The 24057-nt window shown below is 37.8% G+C and carries 23 protein-coding genes; 5 read left to right on the forward strand and 18 right to left on the reverse strand.

The window, feature by feature from the left end:
• Positions 1-6: 6 nt before the first annotated feature.
• The 4 genes from fabD to PYW34_RS08510 all read right to left on the reverse strand — a co-directional run bounded on the left by fabD (position 7) and on the right by PYW34_RS08510 (position 2720).
• A complete protein-coding gene (gene fabD, locus PYW34_RS08495) occupies positions 7-924 on the reverse strand; it encodes an ACP S-malonyltransferase (protein WP_002287616.1) in 918 nt (305 codons plus the stop codon).
• 106 nt (positions 925-1030) lie between these two features.
• A complete protein-coding gene (locus PYW34_RS08500; protein WP_002287614.1) occupies positions 1031-1255 on the reverse strand; it encodes an acyl carrier protein in 225 nt (74 codons plus the stop codon).
• A 52-nt stretch (positions 1256-1307) separates the two neighbouring features.
• Positions 1308-2270, reverse strand: coding sequence for a beta-ketoacyl-ACP synthase III (locus tag PYW34_RS08505; RefSeq protein WP_002295382.1), 963 nt, complete (start codon positions 2268-2270; stop codon positions 1308-1310).
• Positions 2271-2279: 9 nt separating this feature from the next.
• Positions 2280-2720 carry a MarR family winged helix-turn-helix transcriptional regulator gene (locus PYW34_RS08510; RefSeq protein ID WP_002287610.1) on the reverse strand — a complete coding sequence of 147 codons (441 nt, stop codon included), beginning with the start codon at positions 2718-2720 and terminating at the stop codon, positions 2280-2282.
• A gap of 305 nt (positions 2721-3025) precedes the next feature.
• On the opposite strand from PYW34_RS08510, the gene PYW34_RS08515 reads away from it, so the two are divergent.
• Entirely contained in the window at positions 3026-3991 is a 966-nt protein-coding gene (locus tag PYW34_RS08515; RefSeq protein ID WP_002333322.1) for a GIY-YIG nuclease family protein, read from the forward strand.
• 56 nt (positions 3992-4047) lie between these two features.
• Here the strand turns inward: PYW34_RS08515 and PYW34_RS08520 are convergent, their stop codons facing one another.
• The 6 genes from PYW34_RS08520 to PYW34_RS08545 all read right to left on the reverse strand — a co-directional run bounded on the left by PYW34_RS08520 (position 4048) and on the right by PYW34_RS08545 (position 9783).
• The gene (locus PYW34_RS08520) at positions 4048-4278 is read right to left on the reverse strand and encodes a YkuJ family protein (protein ID WP_002287607.1); all 231 of its coding nucleotides are present in this window, start codon (positions 4276-4278) and stop codon (positions 4048-4050) included.
• Positions 4279-4363: 85 nt separating this feature from the next.
• The gene (locus PYW34_RS08525) at positions 4364-5251 is read right to left on the reverse strand and encodes an NAD(P)-dependent oxidoreductase (RefSeq protein ID WP_002287606.1); all 888 of its coding nucleotides are present in this window, start codon (positions 5249-5251) and stop codon (positions 4364-4366) included.
• Between the two features lie 88 nt (positions 5252-5339).
• Entirely contained in the window at positions 5340-6563 is a 1224-nt protein-coding gene (locus PYW34_RS08530; protein WP_002287605.1) for a glycosyltransferase family 4 protein, read from the reverse strand.
• Positions 6564-6579: 16 nt separating this feature from the next.
• Positions 6580-7626: a glycosyltransferase family 4 protein gene (locus PYW34_RS08535; protein ID WP_002319376.1), complete on the reverse strand. Its 1047-nt coding sequence runs from the start codon at positions 7624-7626 to the stop codon at positions 6580-6582.
• Between the two features lie 163 nt (positions 7627-7789).
• A complete protein-coding gene (ptsP, locus tag PYW34_RS08540; protein ID WP_002295388.1) occupies positions 7790-9517 on the reverse strand; it encodes a phosphoenolpyruvate--protein phosphotransferase in 1728 nt (575 codons plus the stop codon).
• Positions 9517-9783, reverse strand: a complete 267-nt coding sequence (locus PYW34_RS08545) for a phosphocarrier protein HPr (RefSeq protein ID WP_002287602.1) — start codon at positions 9781-9783, stop codon at positions 9517-9519. Before PYW34_RS08545 ends, ptsP begins: the two co-directional genes overlap by 1 nt.
• 478 nt (positions 9784-10261) lie before the next feature.
• On the opposite strand from PYW34_RS08545, the gene PYW34_RS08550 reads away from it, so the two are divergent.
• Entirely contained in the window at positions 10262-12496 is a 2235-nt protein-coding gene (locus PYW34_RS08550; RefSeq protein ID WP_015371012.1) for an ATP-dependent Clp protease ATP-binding subunit, read from the forward strand.
• A gap of 147 nt (positions 12497-12643) precedes the next feature.
• Positions 12644-12964: a DUF1827 family protein gene (locus tag PYW34_RS08555; RefSeq protein WP_002290825.1), complete on the forward strand. Its 321-nt coding sequence runs from the start codon at positions 12644-12646 to the stop codon at positions 12962-12964.
• Positions 12965-13168: 204 nt separating this feature from the next.
• Here the strand turns inward: PYW34_RS08555 and PYW34_RS08560 are convergent, their stop codons facing one another.
• From PYW34_RS08560 to PYW34_RS08580, 5 genes are all read right to left on the reverse strand, one after another.
• Entirely contained in the window at positions 13169-13393 is a 225-nt protein-coding gene (locus PYW34_RS08560; RefSeq protein ID WP_002287661.1) for a hypothetical protein, read from the reverse strand.
• 196 nt (positions 13394-13589) lie between these two features.
• Positions 13590-15170: a peptide chain release factor 3 gene (locus PYW34_RS08565; protein ID WP_002295394.1), complete on the reverse strand. Its 1581-nt coding sequence runs from the start codon at positions 15168-15170 to the stop codon at positions 13590-13592.
• Between the two features lie 400 nt (positions 15171-15570).
• Positions 15571-16947 (reverse strand): hemolysin family protein, encoded by a 1377-nt coding sequence (locus PYW34_RS08570; RefSeq protein WP_002295395.1) that lies wholly within the window; start codon positions 16945-16947, stop codon positions 15571-15573.
• Positions 16948-17074: 127 nt separating this feature from the next.
• Complete coding sequence (locus PYW34_RS08575) at positions 17075-18193, reverse strand: AI-2E family transporter (protein ID WP_002290821.1); 1119 nt, start codon at positions 18191-18193, stop codon at positions 17075-17077.
• 86 nt (positions 18194-18279) lie between these two features.
• Entirely contained in the window at positions 18280-19233 is a 954-nt protein-coding gene (locus PYW34_RS08580; RefSeq protein WP_000222572.1) for an IS30 family transposase, read from the reverse strand.
• Positions 19234-19401: 168 nt separating this feature from the next.
• Between PYW34_RS08580 and PYW34_RS08585 the strand changes: the two genes are divergently transcribed.
• Positions 19402-19836 carry a GNAT family N-acetyltransferase gene (locus PYW34_RS08585; protein ID WP_002290819.1) on the forward strand — a complete coding sequence of 145 codons (435 nt, stop codon included), beginning with the start codon at positions 19402-19404 and terminating at the stop codon, positions 19834-19836.
• A gap of 77 nt (positions 19837-19913) precedes the next feature.
• On the opposite strand, the gene ntdP is transcribed toward PYW34_RS08585, so the two are convergent.
• From ntdP to recX, 3 genes are all read right to left on the reverse strand, one after another.
• Positions 19914-20447: a nucleoside tri-diphosphate phosphatase gene (gene ntdP / locus PYW34_RS08590; protein ID WP_002290817.1), complete on the reverse strand. Its 534-nt coding sequence runs from the start codon at positions 20445-20447 to the stop codon at positions 19914-19916.
• A gap of 93 nt (positions 20448-20540) precedes the next feature.
• Positions 20541-21719, reverse strand: a complete 1179-nt coding sequence (gene mutY, locus PYW34_RS08595) for an A/G-specific adenine glycosylase (RefSeq protein ID WP_002296955.1) — start codon at positions 21717-21719, stop codon at positions 20541-20543.
• On the reverse strand, positions 21712-22509 hold the full coding sequence (gene recX / locus PYW34_RS08600) for a recombination regulator RecX (protein ID WP_002295398.1): 798 nt from the start codon (positions 22507-22509) through the stop codon (positions 21712-21714). Before recX ends, mutY begins: the two co-directional genes overlap by 8 nt.
• A 106-nt stretch (positions 22510-22615) precedes the next feature.
• On the opposite strand from recX, the gene rlmD reads away from it, so the two are divergent.
• Positions 22616-23998 (forward strand): 23S rRNA (uracil(1939)-C(5))-methyltransferase RlmD, encoded by a 1383-nt coding sequence (rlmD, locus tag PYW34_RS08605; protein ID WP_002295399.1) that lies wholly within the window; start codon positions 22616-22618, stop codon positions 23996-23998.
• Positions 23999-24057: the final 59 nt, after the last annotated feature.

Raw genomic sequence — 24057 nt, forward strand, 5'->3', positions numbered from 1 at the left:
TCCTCCTTATAGTATTGCTATTGTTTCATCAAATGTCTGCTTATTCTCAACACGCAGAACTGGTATTGTTTTATCGATTTTTTTCATAAATCCGCTTAATACTTTTCCGGGGCCGACTTCGATGACTTGTTCGATGCCGATTGTTTTTAACTTATGGATACTCTCATAGAAACGAACAGGTTGCATGACTTGCTGTTCAAGTAGTCCCGCGATTGTTTCTTTCTTCATTATTTCCGTTGTTGTGTTGCTTATGATAGGAAAAGAAGGTTCAGAGAATTGAATCTGACTTAGGTCCTTCGCCAGTTTTTTTGCTGCCGGTTCTAAAATAGCTGTATGAAAAGGCCCGCTGACATTTAGAGGGATCATTCTTTTGAACCCTTTTTCTTTTAATAGTAAAACAGCTTCGTCTACTGCTTTTTCTTCGCCACCAATCACGATCTGCTGAGGTGTATTATAATTTGCAGGAGATACGATGCCGTACTTGCTAGCTTCATGACAGCTTTCCTCGATCGTTTCAATCGGCGCATTCATCACTGCAACCATTTTCCCGCTTCCAGCTGGGGCAGCTTCTGTCATATAAGCGCCTCTTTTTGCTACTAACGCAACTGCTTCAGTAAAGGATAGCGCATTACTAGCTACTAATGCCGAATATTCTCCTAAACTCAGTCCTAAAGCTGCATCTGGGATGATTCCATGCTCCTTCAATAAGCGATAATACGCGATGCTGACTGTTAGAATAGCTGGCTGTGTATATTGCGTCTGATCCAAACGTTCATTTTCTGTAAAGCAAAGTTCAGCCATATCGTAGCCGAGAATCTCACTTGCTTCATCAAATGTCTGCTTTACAACGGCTTCTTCATATAAATCTTTTCCCATACCTTGATATTGTGCACCTTGGCCACTAAATAAGAATGCTGTTTTCATGTTTTTCTCCAATATATCCAGAATATATGTTTGATTCTTCCTATTCAAAAAGGCCGAGACATTCCTATTTCAGGAAATGTCCCAGCCCCCAACCTAATTTTAATGATTATGCAGTTTGTTTTTCTACGTAAGTCACTAAATCTTGAACCGTTTTGATTCCGTCTTCTGTTTCGATTTTCACGTCAAATTCATCTTCAATTTCATTGATGATTTGGAATAAATCCAAGCTGTCAGCTTCTAAGTCTTCTTGGATGTCAGTAGTCAATTTGATTTCTTCAGTTTCTTTTCCTAATTCTTCTGCGATGATTTCTTGAATTTTTTCGAATACCATAATAATATATTCCTCCGATATTGTTTGCTTTTTATTTTTATAATTTAACAGTCTACAACTCCATGAGAATACTTCCCCATGTTAAACCTCCGCCATAGCCTGTAAATATTACTTTCTGCTGTTTTCCCAAGGTGATCTTTCCACTAGAAACTGCTTCATCCAATAAGATAGGGATGCTTGCAGCAGATGTATTCCCATATTTATCCATATTGGTCAGGAACTTTTCTTGCGGCATCTTTACTTTTCGGGCAATTTTCTCAATAATTCTGAGGTTTGCCTGATGCAAAAGCAGATAATCAACTGGTTTGTCTTTCATGACTTCTTGGATATTGTTTGCAACGTCTCGTACGGCAAAATCAAAAATATCTCTGCCAGTCATTTGCAAATAATACGAACCTTCTGAATCTTCTGAATAGAACGGATTTTTATTTTGCTGGTAGCCAGCGGTCAATGAACTACTTCTGGTACCGTCAGCTGCTAATTTTTCTTTCAGCAATTTTTTCTGTGGATTCGCTTCTAAGAGAATCCCACCTGCTCCATCGCCAAACAACACAGCAGTCGTACGATCAGACCAATCGATTAGCTTAGATAGTGTTTCACCACCAATCACCAGTCCCTTAGTTGAGCCGCAGCGGATCATTTTTTCAGCCATGCTTAACGCATAAACAAATCCTGAGCACGCAGCACTGATATCAAAAGCGATAGCATGAGTTGCTCCCAATTTCCCTTGTACTTGTGCTGCTACAGATGGTGTCGTGTAATCGGGCGACATTGTTGCTACTAAAATAAAATCCAAATCTTTAGGGTTTAGATTTTTCTGTTTTATCAATTTTTCCGCCACTAAAATGCATAAATCAGAAGTCTCCTGATTTGTTACACATCTTCGTTCACGAATACCCGTCCTTGTCGAAATCCATTCATCAGAGGTATCCATCATCTTGGAAAGATCATTATTAGTAATAATCTTTTCAGGAAGGACGCTGGCTGTTGCAGTAATCATTCCAAATTGTTCCATTAAATATCCTCACTTATAGTCTTGCAAGAAGTCGTGCAAGTTTTTCAGTGCATCCAGCAAGGCATGCTGTTCCTCCGTAGCCATTCCGTCTAAGATGTTCTTGACCATTTCACGATGAAAATGCTGATGGACCCGAAATAGTAACTTTCCTTTTTTCGTTAGTCCCAACTTTACAACGCGGCGGTCATCTTCACTGCGGATACGTTCGACATAGCCTTTTTTTACTAACTTGTTAATAGCAGTGGTCAAGGTCCCAACAGTAATTGATAGTTCTTTGGCTACTTCTGAAGTTGTTTTTTTCTTGTACATCCCGATTGCCTCGATCGTGTGCATCTCTGTGATTGACAGATCTTTGAATTGAGATTTTTTCAGCTCAGACTCTTCGATTGTCAAAATATCATTGAAGACACTAACAAGATAATCATTTACTGTTTTTAAATCTGGTTCCATGTTCCACCGTCCACTAATTAGTTTGATTATCAAATCTTTTGATGTTCAAACTATATCTTAACTTTTTTCAAAATGCAACCTTAAAAGATCATTTTTTTACTATATGAGCTTTTTTTAAGATTTTACTCATTTAAAACAACTGATAAATCAGCATTTATAATTTCTTTTATTAGAAAAATCATCTATCTCACATATTTTGATTATCAAAGTATTTTCTGTGAACAGAACTATAGAATTCCCTAAAACTTGTCCATTATTTCAAAATTTGTTATAGTCTTTTTATTCAAAGCGTAAAAGGAGATCCTATGTTAAAAGAAAAAATGAAAACTCTCCCCATGCTGCCGGGTGTCTATCTTATGAAAGACCGAGATGGTAAGGTCATCTATGTTGGTAAAGCAAAACGGCTCAAAAATAGAGTAAGCAGCTATTTTCATCAGAATAAACAGCATTCAAAAAAAGTATTACGTATGATTCATCATATAACAGATTTTGATTTCGTCGTAGTAGACACGGAATTAGATGCTTTATTGCTCGAGTGTCAATTGATCCAACATTACCGTCCTTTTTATAACCGACAAATGAATTATTTCAGTAATTATAATTATGTACATATTACCAATAAGGGATTTGTATTAACAGATACTCCTACGGCTCGAACATACGGGCCTTTTCGTCTCTATAAAAAAATGCCGTCTATTTTGCGTATAATGGAAGAAACTTATCAAATGCCTTGGTTGTCTGAAATTAGTTTGTTAGCTTTGCGAGCCCAGCTTTCTGACCTACAGGAAATGACTTTTGAACAGAAAAAAAAGGAACTCCAAGGGCTGTTTCAAGGCCGAAATAAAAAGCTACTGACTTACTTGAAAAAAAGACAACAACATTTCATCTATCAGTTGAATTTCGAAAAAGCCGGTATGCTTCAAAAAGATATCGAATTAGTTACTTATTTTATTAGACGGATCCAGGAACAAAAGCAGTTTTTAAGAACACCATCGCTCACCTTCAGCATGCCATTAGCAGCAGATGAGAGTCAGAAAAAGCACTACCTCGTTTGTTATGGTCAACTTGCAGAAACAATGATTGCCTCTGGTGACGTTTCTCCTGACTTCTATTATGAAAAGAAAGAAGCTCATTTATCTTTGAAACGTCAATTGTCAAAAGAAGAAATCGATCCTGTACAAATCTTGATCAGTTACCGCAAAAAATTAGAAAAAGAACAGTTTGAAATTGAACTGTTAAACAAAAAAGAAGCTGAAAAGCAACTAAATTAGTTGCTTCTCGGCTTCTTTTAGGCATCTTCAACTTCAAATGTCAATTATCCTAAAATTTATTGGATTAAGTCATAGATTTCCATCGCTACGATATCGATATTATCAAATTCGTATTGCTGATGAGTATCTGTTTCAGTTAATTCAAATGTATCGGTCGCTTTATCATAAGTTACTGTACACTTCTCTACGCCTTCTTTTTCAAAACGGCGAACTTGCAGTTCATTATCTGCTGACTCGACCATAGCCTCCAGTCGTTTTATGATTGCGACTAATTGTGAATGTGTCATCGGAGGTCCTCCTTTTCTTATTTCTGTTATATTGTATCAAAAGCATAGCCTACTTGCATTGATTTTCTCTAAAAAAACTCGTTTTTTATGATTTTTTTTCTGGTATTTTTCCTTCAGGCCACCAAAGTTTGATCAAAGCTTGGGTTCCGTCATTCTCAAAACCTTTATCTGCCAACTCTTCATATAGTTTCAATGCTTGGGTAGTTGCTGGCAATACAAGGTCCATTTTTTCTGCTTCTTCTAATGCAATCTTTAAATCTTTGATAAAATGTTTGACAAAAAAACCAGGTGTGTAATCTTCTTTTAAAATACGAGGAGAATAATTGCTTAAAGACCAGTTAGCTGCACTTCCACCTGAAAGCGTCTCAATCACTTTCTTTAAATCAAGTCCGTTTTTTTGTGCATAGACAAGCATTTCCGTCATTCCTGTCATCGTACCTGCAATCATGATCTGATTAGCCATTTTTGTATGCTGACCTTTCCCAGCAGAACCATGCAATGTAAATGTCGTACCAAATTCTTTGAATAAAGGCAGTACTTGATCATAAACGGCTTCTTCTCCACCGACCATGATCGTCAGTGTACCATTCTTTGCTCCTAAGTCACCACCGGATACCGGTGCATCTAACGCATCTGCGCCTTTTTCTTTTGCTGTTTTTGCAATTTTTTCTGCCAGGCTTGGTGTACTTGTAGTCAAGTCAACTAAAATATGTCCTGAGATATCTGCAGAAAAAATCCCCGACTGTCCATAGTAGATTTCTTCTACATCTTTGGGGTAACCTACCATTGTAAAGAGAATATTACTTTGTTCTGCTACCGCTTTTGGTGTATCTGCCCAGATAGCTCCTTCTGTTACTAAAGGATCAGCTTTTGCTTTTGTCCGATTATAGACAGCTACTTCGTGTCCTGCTTCTAGTAGATGGCGTGCGACAGCACTTCCCATGACGCCTGTTCCTATAAAACCAAGTTTCATTTTTTCGACCTCCTAAAAATCAAAAATCCTTGCTTCTATGCTAGTATACGCTAGAAACAAGGATTTTTTCATAAAAAATGTTTGAATTTTATCTTTTAAATGAATTTAATTTTATTTTGATTCGTTCAATCGAGTCTTCTTCTTCTTTTCTTCGCATCTCTTCTTCATGATAAACAACCATGTCTTGATAAAATTCGATCATAGCTTCGCCGAAATGTGTAGATGAAATATCATAAAGTTTAGCTTCTAAAACTTTTGGATCTTTAGGAACTTCACTGGAAATATAATCAATAAGTGCTGGTGCAAAGTCTTCGTCGGTTTCAAAAGTTTTCCCTAATGAAGGATGATCGAACAATCGGTTCAAATAAGCATTTCCTTCCACGACACAAGGTGTTCCGGCTGCCATCGCTTCTGTATAAGTAAGCCCTTGTGTTTCTGAAGTAGAAGCACTGACAAAATAATCTGCCGCTTTATAATAAAGTGCTACATCATTGTTGTCCACTTCTCCTGTGAACTGCACAAATTCTTCTAACTGCAGTTCTGAGATCAATTCCTCTAACTCTTCTACATAAGGTCCTTTTCCTACGATAACTAATCTGGCGTTAGGATAAGCGGAGATGACCTGAGGAAACCCATTAATCAAGGCTTGGATATTTTTCTCATAAGAAATCCTGCTTAAAGAAAGAATCATCAAATGGTTTTCCTGAAGACCTAGTGACTCCCTTAATTTGCTGATATCCTGCTGAGTGATATCAGAACGTTTGAATTTTTCAATGTCGATACCAGTAGGAATCACGCGAAGCGGTGCTATTACACCATAACTGCGTAATGTATCAATAACACGTTCACTTGGACAAACTACACCTGTCGTATGATTTGCAAATAATCTAGACAAGTATTTTACATGGGATTGCCTGATCACTTTTCCTTTACCGATATAATGAAGGTAGTCTTCATACATCGTATGGTAAGTATGGATCAGAGGTATTTTCAACTTCTTAGCTACCATCTTCCCAAGTATCCCTGCTCCGAATTCTGTATGGGTATGAATAAGATCTAGTTCTAGTTCTTTGGCAACCAAATAAGCATACCACATGCCTCTAACAACAACTCTTCGATCCTTGAAAGAAATAAATGGTACACTTGGCATTCGAATCACATCTTTTTCCAACTTATCCGCATTAGGATCGGTCGTTGTAAAAATATAGACTTCATGCCCATGTCTTTCTAATTCTTGTTTTAATGTTTTGATCGATGTAGCAACTCCGCTGACTTGCGGAAAGTAGGTATCGGTAAAAAAGCCGATTTTCATGTTTTTCGCCTCCAAACTAGTCCTTGATCTGATTTACTTTTTTTAATTTGCTAGAGACTTTTTCATTCAGTACACTTTCGTATACATTTTTAAGTTCTTCACCGATTTTATTGATACTTCGCTCTTTTGCTGTTTGATAACCGGCTTGTGTCGTACTCGGTAGTTCTTGATTGGTAATCTGTTGGATCAGTCGGATAAATTCTTCGTTTGTCTTCCCCATATAGCAGTTCTTGCTATCTTCTAACCAGCCATTATACACTGGAATATCTCGAACAAGTACGTTTTGTTTGCTTGCTAAAGCTTCTAAAACAACGATCCCTTCTGTCTCTTCATAAGAAGGGAAAAAGAATAGATCTGCACCTGAATACGCACCTTCTATGATCTCTCCACGAATGTAACCAGGAAACAGGACATTTTCAGGATGATCTTCTTTTACAATTTTCCGGATGTTCCGAGGAATCGAGTACATGGGAACATGACCAAACCAAATAAATGTGTATTCGGGCATCTTCTTAGCAATTTCTACGAAATCAATGATTCCTTTACGTTCGAAAAACAAACCGACACAAATGATTACTTTTTGATCCGGAGACAGTTTGAAATATTCTCTGAACTTTTGTTCTTTCATTGGATCAGGGCGATATTTCTCTAAGTCGATCCCATTGGAAATAGCTTGAATCGGCACACGGATACCATAGCTTTCCAACAACTGTTTTGAATAAGGTGTTGGCGTGATCAGATAGTCCGCTTTTTGGTACAATCCTACCAGATATTTTTTTACGATAGGAGAAAGCTGGTTCGATCCGATAAAGGAATTTCGGAAATCTTCCTCTGTAGAATGCGCATGATAGACAACTTTTTTTCCTTCTCTTCTGGCTTTATTGACCATATTATGACTATTGATTCCGTATGTATTGATGTGCAGGATGTCATAATCTTCTTTTTCATCTAGTGTATAAGAGATACCGACTTCCGTCAGAGCACGTTTTTGATGATCAAGCGCACGCCCGATTCCAGATTTTGCAAGCATTTTTTCACTTTCAAAATATAATAATACCTTCACCTTACGTCCCCCTTCACTTATATAGTATAACATAGCCTACAAACTGTCACTCAAACTTAAGCCCTATTTTTGTCTATTCTTACTGACAAAAACGTTTTCTTAAAAAAGAACAAAAAAACTGGCGTAGCTCTTTTACAAGCCACACCAGCTTTTGATACGTTGTTTATTTTACATATTCATGAACAAGTTCAACGACTTCTTCCATCGTATCGCATTCTTTCAATGCACGATCAGCAAGTTCAGCCATTTTCGCTGTGTCCAAGCGTTTCATTAAACTACGCGTTTTAAGAATAGATGTCGCACTCATTGAGAACTCATCTAGACCCATACCTACTAGCAATGGAACAGCTGTTTGATCTCCAGCCATTTCTCCACACATACCTGCCCATTTTCCTTCAGCGTGTGCTGCATCAATTACATTTTTGATCAAACGTAAAATTGATGGGTTATATGGTTGGTACAAGTAAGAAACGCGTTCGTTCATACGGTCTGCTGCCATTGTGTATTGAATCAAATCGTTCGTACCTACAGAGAAGAAATCTACTTCTTTTGCAAACTTGTCTGCTAAGACTGCTGCTGCTGGAATCTCGATCATGATGCCGACTTGGATCGTATCAGATACTTCCTTGCCTTCACTGATCAATTTTTGTTTTTCTTCTTCAAAGATCGCTTTTGCTGCGCGGAATTCTTTGAGTGTAGCTACCATAGGGAACATGATACGTAAGTTACCATGAACAGATGCACGAAGCAATGCACGCATTTGTGTACGGAACATTTCGTCGCCTTGTTCAGATAAACTGATACGCAATGCACGATATCCTAAGAATGGATTCATTTCATGAGGTAATTGCAGATATGGTAGTTCTTTATCTCCACCGATGTCCATTGTACGAACAACTACAGGTTTTCCTTCCATACCTTCTAATACAGCTTTGTAAGCTTCATATTGGTCATCTTCTGTTGGGAAGTCTGGAGAATCCATATACAGGAATTCAGTACGGTACAGACCAACTGCTTCTCCACCATTATTATGGACACCAACTAGATCTTTTGGTGTTCCGATGTTTGCAGCTAATTCAAAATGCTTGCCGTCAGCTGTGACAGTTTCTGCATTTTTTAATTTTTCCCATTCTGCTTTTTGTGCTGCGTAATCTGCACCTGCTTTTTCAAATTCAGCTTTTTGTTCATCTGTAGGATCGATGATTACATCGCCTTCGATCCCGTTGACAGCCAAAATATCGCCTTCTTTGACTTTAGCAGTAATTTCTTTTGTCCCAACGATTGCTGGAATTTCTAAAGAACGTGCCATGATAGCAGAATGTGAAGTACGTCCACCAATGTCTGTTACAAACGCTTTTACAAAATTGCGATCTAATTGTGCTGTATCACTTGGAGTCAAGTCATGTGCAACAACGACCACTTCTTCGTTGATCATTGATGGATTTGGTAAAGTAACGCCTAATAAGTGCGCTAAAATACGTTTAGCAACGTCACGAATATCTGCAGCACGCTCTTGCATATAAGCATTATCTTCCATTGCTTCGAACATACCGATATACATATCCGTTACTTCTTTTAGCGCTGATTCAGCATTTACGCTGTTGTCTTTAATATTTTGCTTGATTTGACCTACCATTTCTGGATCTGAAAGAACCATCAAATGGGCATCAAATACTTGCGCTTCTGCTTCACCTAAGCTTTGCGCTGCTTTTTCACGAATTTGCTGCAATTCTTCAGTAGATTTAGCTAATGCAGCATCCAAACGAGCTTCTTCAGCCGCAGTATCTTCTACTGTTGCCTTACTGAATGTTAAATCCGGTTGAACTAGCAGGTAAGCTTTTGCAACGGCTACACCGTCACTAGCGGCAATCCCTTTTAGCATTTCAACCATTATTCAGATAAGCCTTCTTTCTTCATTGTTTCAACGATTGCTGCCATTGCATCAGCTTCGTCAGCACCTTCTGCAGTAATAGTAACATCAGAACCTTGACCTACACCTAAAGACATAACGCCCATGATTGATTTCAAGTTTACTGATTTACCTTTATACTCTAAGTTTACATCAGAGTTAAATTTGCTTGCTGTTTGTACTAATAGTGTAGCTGGACGAGCGTGGATCCCAGTTTCTGCTACTACGTGAAATTCTTTCTTTTCCATATTAATCGGTCTCCTTTAAGTGAGTGTTGTTTTTATGTGAGGGTTTTCTTTTTTAGTAATTCAGAGAATCCTAACAAATGCCACCCTTTCATCTGTAAAGATTAACATTTTTTTTCGTTAGATACAACAGTTTTCATTCAATTTCAGATAAAAGTATTCAAATTATTCCGGATTCTTTTTCATCCTTTTCTTCACATTTTATAACAAACGTGTTTATTTTCTTTTTCTTGTCGCTTTCTCTTCTCCTGACGTTTATCATTCTTTCCTTTGACCCTCTTTGTTTTCATATGAAACGAATTACTTGCTTCCCTTTTTATTTTTAGTATAATAAGAGTTAAAGGTCAGGAATGGTCAATAGAGATTTCACCTTTTCTACCTCATAAATCTCTTAAAAAACTAGGGGTTATTCTTTTACCTCATGAAAAACGAGATGTAAAATATGGATGTACCCATTTTTGTGAAAGGACGTGAATGATTCATGCTTTGTCAAAACTGCGGCAAGAATGAGGCAACGATTCACTTGTATGCCACTGTCAATGGTCAGCGGACACAACTCGATTACTGTCAGAGCTGTTATCAAAAAATCAAAAATCAACAAAATGGAGGTCTGACTAATATGGCCCAAAATGATCCATTTGGATTTGGCAGTTTGGACGATCTTTTCCGTTCCATGTCTCGCCAAATGCAACAGCAAGGAAATTATGAGCAAACACCACCAACACAATTTGGCGGAAACAACAACTTCAATGGTGGTCAGCCACCTCAAGGCAATACAGAAGGTTTATTGGGAGAATACGGAATCAATATCACAGAACAAGCACGACAAGGTGATATCGATCCTGTGATCGGACGCGATGACGAAATCAAACGAGTCATTGAAATTTTAAATCGCCGAACCAAGAACAATCCTGTCTTGATTGGAGAACCAGGTGTTGGTAAAACAGCAGTTGTTGAAGGTTTAGCACAAAAAATCGTAGATGGTGATGTACCGCAAAAATTAATGGACAAAGAAGTCATTCGTTTAGATGTCATATCTTTAGTCCAAGGTACTGGTATACGAGGACAATTTGAAGAACGTATGCAAAAATTGATTGAAGAGATCCGTCAAGCAGAAAATGTGATCCTATTCATAGATGAAGTTCACGAAATCGTCGGTGCTGGTTCTGCTGGTGATGGAAATATGGATGCTGGTAATATTTTAAAACCAGCTTTAGCTCGAGGAGAATTGCAAATGGTTGGTGCTACTACCTTAAATGAGTACCGCATCATCGAAAAAGACGCTGCTTTAGAACGTCGTATGCAACCTGTACGGGTAGATGAACCAACTGTCGAAGAAACGATCAGTATTTTGAAAGGTTTGCAAAAACGTTATGAAGACTATCATCATGTAAAATATACTGATGAGGCCATCGAAGCAGCCGCAACTTTATCCAATCGTTACGTCCAAGATCGCTTCTTGCCGGATAAAGCCATCGATTTGCTAGATGAAACAGGTTCTAAGAAAAACTTGACGATCCAAATCGTTGATCCTAAAACAATCGAGAAAAAACTGCAAGAAGCAGAAGAACAAAAAGTTTTAGCTTCTCGAGAAGAAGATTTCGAAAAAGCAGCTTATTATCGCGATCAGATCAATAAACTTCAAAAAATGAAAGAACGTCAGCTCACTGAAGAGGAAACACCTGTGATTACCGAAAAAGATATGGAAAAAATCGTTGAACAACGGACAGGTATTCCAGTGGGTGAATTAAAAGAAAAAGAACAGACACAACTGAAAAACTTAGCAGATGACTTGAAAGCTCATGTCATCGGACAAGATAACGCTGTAGATCGAGTAGCGAAAGCGATTCGCCGAAACCGTGTTGGATTAAACAAACAGAATCGTCCAATCGGCTCCTTCTTATTTGTTGGACCAACTGGTGTAGGTAAAACAGAGCTTGCGAAACAACTTGCCTACGAACTATTCGGTTCACAAGATTCAATGATTCGTTTCGATATGTCTGAATATATGGAAAAACATAGTGTCTCTAAATTGATTGGTTCTCCTCCAGGTTATGTCGGATACGAAGAAGCTGGTCAATTAACAGAAAAAGTACGGAGAAATCCTTACAGTCTTGTCTTGTTAGATGAAGTAGAAAAAGCTCATCCAGATGTTTTGCATATGTTCTTGCAAATCTTAGATGATGGTCGATTGACAGATGCACAAGGAAGAACGGTCAGCTTTAAAGATACGATCATCATTATGACAAGTAATGCCGGAACTGGTAAAGTAGAAGCAAACGTTGGTTTTGGTGCGGCACGCGAAGGTGTTACTCGTTCTGTATTGAACCAATTAAACAACTACTTTACACCAGAATTTCTGAACCGTTTTGACGGGATCATCGAATTCAGTGCATTATCAAAAGAAAACTTGATGACAATCGTCACACTAATGCTAGACGATGTCAACCAAATGCTGGCAGCACAGCAACTTCACATCGAAGTTCCTACGAATGTCAAAGAAAAATTAGTTGACTTAGGCTATGATCCATCTATGGGTGCTCGTCCTCTTCGACGCACGATCCAAGAACAAATCGAAGATGGTATCGCTGAATTTTATCTTGATCACCCTTCTATCCATGAGTTGAAAGCAAAACTGGATAAAGATGGAAAAATCATCGTTACTTCTAAACCAGAACGTTTGGCTAAAGAATCAGCCGAAGAAACGGCTGAATAAATCCAGTTTTATAGCGTGAGACGGTATTTCTTTGAGAAATGCCGTCTCATTCTTTTTTCAGAAAAGTCAAAATACTGTTCATTTTATAAAAAAGAAATTATAATAAGAGAAACAAGCAATTAAAAATACATAAAAGAGGTGAGCGCCATGAAATTGGTAAATGTAACAAACAGCCATTCCCGTCTTGTATTAAACCAGCTTGAAAACACTGATGCCCATCTAGTCAAGGTCTACACAGCCGGAAATACCACTATTGTCTACACTGAAGCCCCTGAACATAATGAAATTCTGCTGATCAATGACAAACGTAAAATCCAGCCGAAAGAAATCGAAGATGCTAAAAATTATTTCTTAGATAAAATCAAAGACGCCGTTTACCACGAGGATGAAATCAAAGTAATCGAATTGGCAGGCCTTGTTGAAATCTCGATTCCAAAACATGAATTAGGCGCTACATTAGCCGTGTAAACAAATTTTGAACATAATAATTAAAGAGCGTGGGACAAAAGTAAAGAACACTTTTGTCTCACGCTCTAAACACGTATAAACGGCGGAAGCAGAAGCAACTCCTTCGGAAATAAGCTAAAATTCACGAAAATTGCTTTTCAAATTTTTGTGAATTCCAGCTTATTTCTTGGAGTTAAACGCTTCTGTCTCAGCCTCTTTTTCTTTCTAGCTTTTTGATTTTTCTCTTTTCTTTTGTACTTTTCTCTTTTCATTTTCAGTTCTACGTGTGTCTTTATTTTTAACTTTTTCCTCTTTATGGATGATTGATCGTACTTTTTGTGCAATTTGCTCGTTTTTGTCCCAGTCTTTTACATCTAATAATCGACATAATCGTAACATCTCTTCTTTTTTCTGTTTTTTTCTTTCACGTCTTTGCCATTCTGTTTCCATGTGTCACACTCTCCTTTCTTTAATCATATGTACGCAAAATAATTTTTATATTTTTTTGATTAGACATTTCTATGATTTTAAATAGTAAAAAGAGCCGTCACGGAAAATCCGTCACGGCTCTAAACAAAATATGAGAGGCTGTTTTTGTTTGGCTATTCTTATTACTTGATGCAGGGCAGCTTGTGTCAAGACTTCTTTACATCAAACTTTTTAATTTTACATTGGGATATTTATCCGCAAACCAGCGTTCTGCAAATTGGTTCTCGAATAAGAACAACGGTTGGTCGAAACGGTCACGAGCCAAGATATTGCGACTTGAACTCATCTTCTCATCCAAATCTTCTGGATCGATCCAGCGAGCGATTTTGTGTCCCATTGGAGACATGATTACTTCGGCGTTATACTCATTTAACATACGATATTGGAATACTTCGAATTGTAGCTGACCAACAGCTCCAATGATATATTCTTCCGTTAGATATGTTTTATAAAGCTGAATCGCTCCTTCTTGAACTAATTGATAGATTCCTTTGTGGAAGGATTTTTGTTTCATGACATTTTTTGCAGTCACTTTCATAAACAGCTCTGGAGTAAATGAAGGGAGTTCTTCATAAGCAACTTTTAGTTTTCCTTCGAACAATGTATCCCCAATCTGATAATTGCCTGTATCATATACACCGATGATATCGCCTGCTACTGCTTTTTCGACGTTTTCTCTCGAATCTGCCATAAATTGTGTGACATTGCTTAATTTCAGTTTTTTATTTGTACGTTCCAACCAGACATCCATTCCTCGTTCGAATGTTCCAGAACAGATTCGGACAAAAGCGATTCGGTCACGATGGGCTGGATTCATATTTGCTTGGATCTTGAATACGAAACCTGAAAATTCTTCCTCATAAGGACTTACCATCTGATCATCTTGTGTTTTGTGTCCATAAGGAGCTGGTGCCAATTCAACGAAAGTCTCTAAAAAAGTCTGTACACCGAAGTTAGTCAATGCAGAACCAAAAAATACTGGTGTCTGATCGCCACGAGCAATTTTTTCTTGATTAAATGCATCTCCAGCCTCTTTGATTAGTTCTACTTCTTCTAAGACTTGTTCATATAAGGAATTTTCAGTTAGAGGATGATTTTCGGGAAGCAGTCCATCTTCATCCAATTCTACTAATCGTTCATCCTGATAATTTTCCGGACGATAAAACTCTACACGATTATGGTAGATATCATAAAGACCTTCTAGCCCTTTACCCATACCGATTGGCCAATTCATCGGATAAGATTCGATATCTAATAGCTCTTCTAATTCTTCTAACAATTCCAATGGTTCACGACCATCACGATCTAGTTTGTTGATAAAAGTAAATATCGGGATGCCACGTTTTTTTACAACTTGGAATAATTTCTTTGTCTGTGCTTCGATCCCTTTTGCACTATCGATTACCATGACCGCACTATCCACGGCCATCAAAGTACGATAAGTATCTTCAGAAAAATCTTCATGTCCTGGTGTATCCAAGATATTTACTCGTTTCCCTTGATAATCAAACTGCATAACAGAACTAGTAACAGAAATCCCACGTTGTTTCTCGATTTCCATCCAGTCTGATTTGGCAAAATTACCTGTTTTTTTGCCTTTTACGGTCCCGGCTTGACGGATAGCCCCACCAAACAATAGTAATTGTTCTGTAATCGTTGTTTTCCCAGCATCCGGATGGGAAATGATCGCAAAAGTTCTGCGATTGTCCACTTGTTGCTTTAATTTTGGATTATTCATAACCTAACTCCATTTCTTCCATTCAATTATTTATATTTTCTCTAGGCACAGATTGTCCGATCTCTTAAAGAAAGACAATTTCATATAGGGCTGTGACAAAAGCCGTGTAGCAGTCTCTTTTTCCGAGTAAACGGCGTTCTAGAGACAGCCTATCAGCAATAAGCCCACCCAAGCCAAAAATACGAAAAGCTGTTTTTGCTTGGCTGCTCTTATTACTTAATGCAGGATAGCTTTTTCACAACCTTTGTCAACTACTACAACTGAATCAGTATAGCATGGATTCAGCGAATGAAAAAGCCACCAAACCATAAGAGTCAAATATTTTTTTGTCAGCTGACTAAAAGAAAAGACGTGTTGCTTGTTTATTCAAGCAACACGTCTTTCATAACCAAGTTTCCAATTATCTTCTTGGCTCGTCATCTTCGAATTCTTTTCTGAAGTATCTTCGTTCTTCTTCAGGTTCCGCTTCTGTTTCTTCCGGATCATGAAAAATGACACGGATTTTAAGGATTCGAGAACCTTCCATTTCTTCAGAAACCAGCGTAATATTATCGACATCAAACGATAACTTTTCGCCTTCATCCGGAATCATGCCTAATGCTGTAATCAAATAACCAGCCATCGTATCTACATCACTCATATGCAGATCACTGTCAAAAGCTTCATTGAACTCATCAATCAGCATACGTCCTTGGATGATATATTCGTGTTCATCGATTTTTTCATAAAGATTCTCAACTTCATCTGATTCATCATCGATTTCTCCGACGATTTCTTCTAAAAGGTCTTCTAGTGTTGCTAACCCAACGACGCCGCCATATTCATCTAATAAAATAGCCATCTGATTCTGCGTCTTTTTCATTTCATATAACAGATCATCAATAAAGACCGTTTCAGGAACGAATAAAGGCTCCTGCATGATTTTCTTGATATCTAAATTATCAAAGCCGAATTTATGGGCAGCTTTTAGTAAATTCTTTGTATGAAGGATTCCGACTACTTTATCTTTGTCTTCGTTATAAACAGGGATTCTTGAATAGTTTTCGGATAAAACTTCATTCACATTTTCTTCCACAGTGTCGTTGATATCAATCATAAATGCATCCGTTCGTGGGACCATGACTTCTCGGGCAACTTTCGTATCAAGAGAAAAAACCCCTTGGAGCATTTCTAATTCTTCATTATTCAATACGCCTTCGTTTTCAAGCATATAACGCATTTCATCTCTGGTCATTTTTGAATCTTCATCATCAAAAGTCATCGGCGTGATACGCGCCAATAAACTTGTGGAAGCAGAAAGCAGCCAGACGAAGGGCTTAGCTACTACACCAATCAAGCGTATCAGCCCTGAAGTGAACTTTGCGACTTCTTCTGATTTATTTAAAGCAATACGTTTAGGGTACAATTCTCCAAAAACAATCGATACATAGGTCAAAATAGCCAGCACAATGATATTTGCAATATTTTTTGCCGCTGTGCCGCCACCTAATACCGGAGCTAACCGTTCCGATAAAGTATTAGCTAGTGAAGCACCAGACAAAATGTTGACCAAAGTGATTCCTACTTGGATTGTCGATAGGAAATTATTTGGATTCTGCAATATTTTTAAAAGCTTTTGAGATTTCACATCTCCTTCATCAGCTTTTTGCTCGATTCGATTCTTATTGATCGAAACAACAGCAATTTCGGAAGCTGCTAAAAAAGCATTGATCAATGTCAAAACGATCAATAATAAAATCTGCGCTAACAGCGACTGACTCTCAGGGTCAGCATTCATAATCGCATTCTCTCCTTATAAAATTAATTTTTAGTTTACGATAGAAAAAAACGTGGCACTATAGCCACGTTAAAATGGTATCACAAAGCAATTTTCTTTGCAATAAAAACAAGTGTACTAAAACTACCTACGAGGTCGTAGCAATTTTCTTCTTGTTTTCATTTTGCTTGTCTTCTTTGACGATTTTGATTATATAGGAAATGATCGTCTTGCAGATTGCGTAAAAAGGAACACCTAAGAAGATACCAAGCAATCCGGCAATATTTCCAGCTACTAGAAGAACGATAATGATCGTTAATGGATGGATTTTCAGTGATTTCCCAATTACATTAGGATAAATGATATTCCCATCCAACTGTTGGACGATTAGCACAACCACACAACAAAGTAATGCTTTTACCGGATCATTGAAGACTGTTACTAGAAATGCAGGTGCTAGTCCTAGATAAGGTCCTAAATATGGAATTAGGTTTGTCAATCCCGCAATGACCCCAAATAAGAAAGCATAATCCACACCAATTACCATATATCCTAAAAATGTGAAGGTACCAACGAATAAACATTCGATTGCTTGTCCGCTAATGTAATTAGCCAATGTTTTATTCAGTTGCCCCAATAACTCCACAATTTGGTTTCTTCTTTTTTCTGGGAAAAACTGTTGGATGTTTGGCACTAGTTTTTCTCCGTCTTTCAACATATAGAACAAGATGAATGGTGCTGTAATGATTACTACGGTTGCCGAAGCGATCGTTCCAACGATCGAACCTAAACTATTGGATACTCCACTAAGGAATTGCTGAATGATTGTCCCGTAAGAAATGTCTAATTGCTCAAAATATTTATTGATATCTACTTCCTTGAACAAAGGCAATTCGGCTACCTCTTTTAACCAGCTTTCTACCTGTTTGATGAAATCAGGCATATTAGATGCCAATGAGGAAATTTGCTGTACTAGACTTGGGATGACACTAAGTAAAATCCAAATAATTGCTGCAACTAAAAGGAGCAGCACAATTGCGACAGCCCATATTCTTTTGATTTTTGCTTTCATCAACAGCTTGACAATAGGATTCAATAAATAGTAAAGAAAGCCTGCAATCAGTACAGGTGCAAATAACGTGGAAAAAAATGTCCCGATCGGTTCGAAAATAAAGTTTATTTCTGATGAAATCATGATCAATGCAGCTATGATCAATAATTCAAGCGACCAAAACATTAGTTTAGACTGTCTAAGTTTTTCAAACAATAGATTTCCTCCTTTCTTTCTTACTAGTATATATTATATTCGTTAAAAATTCTTTTATTCTTTTTTTATTTTTATTATTTGTCAAATTAAGCGAGACAAAACTTTCCATTTACGTAACTCAAAAAAACTTCTAATGGTGTTTGGTAATTTAGTGATTTTCTAGGGATATGGTTTCTTTTAGACGCAACGGATGAGATGAATCCTTGATTGACTTGGTTGAATTCCATTTCTTTTGGTAGTCCATCTTTTCGGAGGAGTCCGTTTGAATGTTCATTTAATCCCCGTTGGGAAGGCGTTCCTGGGTCTGCGAAATAAATATCAATATCATTCGTATTACTAATACTTTTCCAATTAGAGAATTCTTTTCCACAATCAAAGGTAATTGATTTGAAAAGATTTTTGGGTACGGATTGAAGCCATTCATTAATCGAATTTTCAATATCAACTGCCTTACGGCCTTCTGGTTTCAAGGCGATAATGGCTTTTGAAAGTCGCTCAACGAGTGTGATGACGGCACTTTTATGGTGGATGCCGACAATCGTATCACCCTCTAAATGTCCAAATTCTTCTTCGAAAACGACATAATCTTTTTTACGTTCAGAAATATTTCTTTTGAATGCCTGTTTTCCACGTTTTTCCTTATAACCATTTGGTTTTCGTTTTCCTTGCATCGGTAAATGTAAAACATTGAATTCTCCCGTCTTAAACCGGCGATAGAGGGTACTTACTGAACAAGAGAAGGTTCGCTCTGCACGGCCAATAATGACGTCTGGGGTCCAACCTTCAGTTGATCTTTTTTCAATGTATTCTTTTTCCTCAGCAGGAAAAATGATTTCGGTTCTCCCACAACGTCGCTTATTTTCTTTGTATTGTTCAAAGTATTCAAGTGCTGTTCCACCACATTTGAGAAAGTTATAGACATTGTAAATTGTTTGGCGTCCACGTTTAAGCTGCTTCGCAACGATAGCAACCGGAGTTTCTTGATGAAAATATGCTTCTATCATTACAAGCTCGTTTGGTGTAAGATGGGTATAAGTCATTTATGTTCACTCTCCTTGTATGCTTTAGCGGGTATTACAATTTGAGTGTAACATAAATGGCTTTTTTATTTGTCTCGCTTAATTATACAAACGGCGTTTTGAAAACTTGCCATACTTTTTATTTGTTTTATTTTCCAGTATACTATACGAAAGGAAGGTGGCTAGACCATGAAAGTTGTACAAACAAAAGATACAATGAGCAATATTTACTTAGATGCTGTACGGATCAGGCATCAAGTTTTTGTAGTCGAACAGGGTGTGCCTTTGTCTCGAGAAATAGACAAAGATGAAGCCCATTGTATCCACTTCGTCCTGTACTCAGATAAAAAAGAACCGCAAGGAACTGTACGTCTTTTGCCTTTAGAAAACGGAAAAATGAAATTACAGCGGATGGCGATTCTTTCTGAATACAGACACCAAGGGTTAGGAAAAATATTGATTGAAGAAGCAGAAAACTTTGCTAAGAATCAAGGCTATAATACGATTTTATTAGGGGCACAATCCACAGCTGAAACTTTTTACGAAAAACTAGGATATACAGCTTACGGCGATCCTTTTGAAGATGCTGGCATGCCTCATATTTATATGAAAAAGACTTTATAAAAATTTATTTCGAAAAAAGCAAAAAACAGCAAGCTTTTGAGAAAAATCTCTCACTGGCTTACTGTTCTTTTTTGTGTTTACTTACGCGACAATTGCTTGTAACGGTTATACCAAATATCAATATAGCCTTCCGAGAACGGGCCATCTCCATTATTGATCCAGTCAACCAGAATCTTCACATTTTCTTTTAGGATGAAGTCAATATCGTTCGGGTAATTCATCATTTTGCTGTGCATCTCATATTCATCGACATCCAATAGTCGTTTCTCGCCGTCAGGAAATACCTTGATATCCAAGTCATAGTCGATATATTTCAAGGCCTCATCGTCCAGCAAAAAAGGTGAAGCTAGATTACAATAATAGGAAACCCCCTTTTCTCTGATCATTGCTATTACATTGAACCAGTATTTTTTATGAAAATAAACAATCGCTGGTTCGCGCGTTACCCATCGGCGTCCATCAGATTCAGTGACTAATGTGTGATCATTCACGCCGATCATAGAGTGTTCGCTTGTTTTTAATACCATGGTATCTCGCCACGTTCGATGCAATTTGCCGTCGTGCTTGTAACTTTGGATCGTCACAAACTCTCCTTCTTTTGGAACTCCCATAGCAACCCTTCCTTAAGCAGCATTTTGTGCTTTGTGTTTGGGTGTTCATTACACCGACATCATAATTATTATATCAATAAAAATGAGCTTTGCCTAGAAAGGATTCCTATTGTTTCGATTTTTCTCTAACTGATCTACCAGTTTCATTTGGACCTTAGGAAAAACGACCGAATCAAATGCATCAGGCTTCAACCACTTCGAAGTTTTGTTCTCGGTAAATTCTTGTTCTGCTCCCTCGGTTGCCCGTCCGTAAAAAAGGAGAACATGCCATTTCAGATGACTAAAAATATGAGTAACTTCTCCTAAATGTCGTGTCTGCCAAACAAAGAGTTCCTGCTTTTCAAATGGGAGATTTTGCTCTTCTTCTGCTACTAGGTCATCAAACAGATCGATTTCTGGCTTTGTTTCCCATTCTTTTTTCAATCGCTCATACTCCTCTTGTGTCACTTCCATCATTGGAAATGTCCACATATTCGCCAGCAATTTTTGGCTATCTCTTTCTTCAAAATAATACGCTCCAGAATGATTTTGAAGAGCTGCACTGATATAATAAACGTCTTTTGGCTTTGCTTTTTTTGTTTTTACAGGAAAACTCGTTTGGATTCCTCGTTTGTTAGCTAAACAAAAGGCTTGGATCGGACAAGTCTCACACTTTGGAGAAGTTGGTGTACAGATAGCTGAACCTAGATCCATCATTGCTTGGTTGAATTCACCTGGATGCTTTTCATCAATGATTTTCCGCATCGCTTCATCAAAGATTTTCCTGCTAGAAGCTTTTGCGATGTCTGCTTCAATGCAAAACAATCTGCTGACTACTCGCATCACGTTGCCGTCAACTGCAGGTTCTGGAAGTCCAAATGCGATACTTGCAATCGCGCCTGTCGTATATGGTCCTATTCCCTTCAATGAGCTAATTTCTTCAGGCGTTTGCGGCATTTCCCCATCAAATTCTGACATGATCTGTTTAGCAGCAGCTTGGATGTTCCGGGCTCTTGAGTAATAACCAAGGCCCTCCCATGCTTTTAAAAGCTTTTCTTCTGGAGCATTTGCTAGCTCTTCAATTGTAGGAAACCATTCCATGAAACGATAAAAATAATCGATCACTGTGTCTACTCTGGTTTGCTGAAGCATGATCTCAGAGATCCAGATACGATAAGGATCACGATTATAGCGCCAAGGCAGGTTTCTTTTTTCTTGTTCATACCATTGAATGAACTGATCTTGAAATTCTTTTGTTTCTTTATCTGTCCATTTTTCCCATTCTTTATTCACTTTCCTCTTCCTTTTCCGTAATGAATCGCTGGATCATATCCAAATCAAATCCTTTTTGATATAAGCTTTGCTTTACTTTTAGATTTCTTTTTTTAGGTTCAAACCTTAAATTTCTTCGCCATAGTTTATCTCCTTGTTTGACTAAATAATCATATTCTATTTCTTGATCTGCTTCTTGCGGAAGATCAGCTATCGCTTGTTGGATCACTTCTTGAGAAAAGCCTTTCGTCATCAATGTTTGTTGGATTTTTCTCAATAATTCTTTTTGGCTTTTTCCGTGATTTTTTCCAAACGCTTTTTCGGCTGTCTGATGTGCATTTTGAACTTGGTCTTCAAATGTATATTGGCTGAGCGCTTGTTCAATGATTTCAGGTTTCAAACCTTTTTGCTGCATCTGCTGCGCTAATTTCTTTGGTCCTTTGTCACTTAAGCGCATATTCGTGCGCACATAACTTTCCCCATAGACCAAATCATCGACAAGGTCCAATTCTTTTAAGCGGGCTACGATTTTATTTCGATCTTCTTGAAGGATTTCCTTTTCTTTTAAGTATGTTCGGATTTCTTTTTCCGATCGCAACTGATAACTTAAGTAATTCATTGCTAGGTGAAAACCGAAATCAGCTCCGCTACTCTTCTTGATCTCTTGGATAGTTTCTTCGTCTAATTCCCGTCCTTTTAATAATCGATAGCGTACTAATACATCTTCAGATACTTGTAAAGCTTCTCCTTCAGATAAATCTACGCGATAGAAAGGGCCTTTGCCTTTACTGATTCTCGTAACGGTTAACATAAACATCCTCCTCGAACATATATTCTCTATCATACCACAGAAAATCCCCGTAATCAGGTATTATATGTTAGAATAAACCACAGAAAAAAGAAAAAGGGAGATACTTATGGCAGAAACAATTGTCAAAACTGGACAAACGGTTCCTTTGAAAATCAAGCGTTTAGGCATAAATGGTGAAGGAATCGGTTATTTCAAACGGTTGATCATATTTGTTCCATATGCACTACCAAAAGAAGAAGTACTAGTGAAAATCACGAAAGCAACTCCTCGCTATGCAGAAGGAGAATTAATAAAAGTCAAAAAAACAAGCAAAGATCGCGTAGTGGCACCATGTCCTGTTTACTATGAATGCGGTGGCTGTCAATTACAACACTTAGCTTATCAAGCTCAATTGGATTTTAAAAAGGATCTGCTTTTGCAAGCATTGGAAAAATTCAAACCAGCAGGCTTTCGATCTTATCAACTTTTGCCGACGATCGGGATGGATGAGCCTTGGCATTATAGAAACAAAGCACAATTTCAGTTACGAAAAAATAAGCAGACTCAAAAAATTGAAGCTGGTTTATACGAAGCAAACTCTCATCAGTTAGTCCCTATAACAGACTGCTTGGTTCAAGAACCTCGAACACAAAAAGTAATGAATACTGTTGTTCAACTATTGAATAAATTTGATGCACCCATCTATGATGAACGGACAAACAGTGGAATCTTCCGCACAATCATGGTTAGAATCGGTGTTAAAACTGGGGAGTTACAAGTTGTTTTTATTACTCGCAGTAAAAAATTCCCGCAAAAAAACGCAATGATCCGTGAGATCAATGAACGACTGCCCGAAGTTGTTTCAATCATGCAAAATGTCCAGGCACAAAAAACGTCTCTCGTGATGGGGGATGAAACGATCCACTTATGGGGAAAAGAAGCCATTGAAGAACAAATCAATGAAGTGACTTTCGATCTTTCTCCTCGTGCCTTCTTTCAACTCAATCCTCAGCAGACCGAATTGCTTTATGGCGAAGGAATCAAAGCATTAGATGTCCAGCCTAATGAAACGATCGTGGATGCTTATTGCGGAGTTGGGACGATCGGCTTAAGTGTAGCAAAACAAGCCAAAGAAGTACGGGGAATGGATACCGTTCCTCAAGCAATCGCTGATGCAAAAAAAAATGCGGAAAGATTAGGATATCACAACACTCGATATGAAGTCGGGACAGCAGAGCAAGTTCTGCCTAAATGGTTGAATGAAGGTTTTCAGCCTGATGGTATCATCGTAGATCCACCACGTACGGGTTTGGATAACGCATTGATCCAATCATTATTGAAATACCCTCCAAAAAAACTTGTTTATATCTCCTGTAATGTTTCTACACTTGCCAGAGATCTGGTTAATTTAAGTAAAAAGTTCAAGATTGAATATTTACAGTCCGTCGACATGTTTCCTCAGACTGCACGTTGTGAAGTTGTCGTGAAGATGACGAGACTCGCTGACTAAATGAAAGAGGTTGTGAAAAAGTCTGCCCTGTATCAAGTAATAAGAACAGCCAAACAAAA

The sequence above is a fragment of the Enterococcus faecium genome (assembly GCF_029023785.1).
GTDB lineage: Bacteria > Bacillota > Bacilli > Lactobacillales > Enterococcaceae > Enterococcus_B > Enterococcus_B faecium.

What these genes read in the sequence shown, in the direction of transcription:
- fabD (WP_002287616.1), bottom strand. Translation starts at nt 924, where the DNA reads ATGAAAACAGCATTCTTATTTAGTGGCCAAGGTGCACAATATCAAGGT.
- PYW34_RS08500 (WP_002287614.1), bottom strand. Translation starts at nt 1,255, where the DNA reads ATGGTATTCGAAAAAATTCAAGAAATCATCGCAGAAGAATTAGGAAAA.
- PYW34_RS08505 (WP_002295382.1), bottom strand. Translation starts at nt 2,270, where the DNA reads ATGGAACAATTTGGAATGATTACTGCAACAGCCAGCGTCCTTCCTGAA.
- PYW34_RS08510 (WP_002287610.1), bottom strand. Translation starts at nt 2,720, where the DNA reads ATGGAACCAGATTTAAAAACAGTAAATGATTATCTTGTTAGTGTCTTC.
- PYW34_RS08515 (WP_002333322.1), top strand. Translation starts at nt 3,026, where the DNA reads ATGTTAAAAGAAAAAATGAAAACTCTCCCCATGCTGCCGGGTGTCTAT.
- PYW34_RS08520 (WP_002287607.1), bottom strand. Translation starts at nt 4,278, where the DNA reads ATGACACATTCACAATTAGTCGCAATCATAAAACGACTGGAGGCTATG.
- PYW34_RS08525 (WP_002287606.1), bottom strand. Translation starts at nt 5,251, where the DNA reads ATGAAACTTGGTTTTATAGGAACAGGCGTCATGGGAAGTGCTGTCGCA.
- PYW34_RS08530 (WP_002287605.1), bottom strand. Translation starts at nt 6,563, where the DNA reads ATGAAAATCGGCTTTTTTACCGATACCTACTTTCCGCAAGTCAGCGGA.
- ptsP (WP_002295388.1), bottom strand. Translation starts at nt 9,517, where the DNA reads ATGGTTGAAATGCTAAAAGGGATTGCCGCTAGTGACGGTGTAGCCGTT.
- PYW34_RS08545 (WP_002287602.1), bottom strand. Translation starts at nt 9,783, where the DNA reads ATGGAAAAGAAAGAATTTCACGTAGTAGCAGAAACTGGGATCCACGCT.
- PYW34_RS08550 (WP_015371012.1), top strand. Translation starts at nt 10,262, where the DNA reads ATGCTTTGTCAAAACTGCGGCAAGAATGAGGCAACGATTCACTTGTAT.
- PYW34_RS08555 (WP_002290825.1), top strand. Translation starts at nt 12,644, where the DNA reads ATGAAATTGGTAAATGTAACAAACAGCCATTCCCGTCTTGTATTAAAC.
- PYW34_RS08560 (WP_002287661.1), bottom strand. Translation starts at nt 13,393, where the DNA reads ATGGAAACAGAATGGCAAAGACGTGAAAGAAAAAAACAGAAAAAAGAA.
- PYW34_RS08565 (WP_002295394.1), bottom strand. Translation starts at nt 15,170, where the DNA reads ATGAATAATCCAAAATTAAAGCAACAAGTGGACAATCGCAGAACTTTT.
- PYW34_RS08570 (WP_002295395.1), bottom strand. Translation starts at nt 16,947, where the DNA reads ATGAATGCTGACCCTGAGAGTCAGTCGCTGTTAGCGCAGATTTTATTA.
- PYW34_RS08580 (WP_000222572.1), bottom strand. Translation starts at nt 19,233, where the DNA reads ATGACTTATACCCATCTTACACCAAACGAGCTTGTAATGATAGAAGCA.
- PYW34_RS08585 (WP_002290819.1), top strand. Translation starts at nt 19,402, where the DNA reads ATGAAAGTTGTACAAACAAAAGATACAATGAGCAATATTTACTTAGAT.
- ntdP (WP_002290817.1), bottom strand. Translation starts at nt 20,447, where the DNA reads ATGGGAGTTCCAAAAGAAGGAGAGTTTGTGACGATCCAAAGTTACAAG.
- recX (WP_002295398.1), bottom strand. Translation starts at nt 22,509, where the DNA reads ATGTTAACCGTTACGAGAATCAGTAAAGGCAAAGGCCCTTTCTATCGC.
- rlmD (WP_002295399.1), top strand. Translation starts at nt 22,616, where the DNA reads ATGGCAGAAACAATTGTCAAAACTGGACAAACGGTTCCTTTGAAAATC.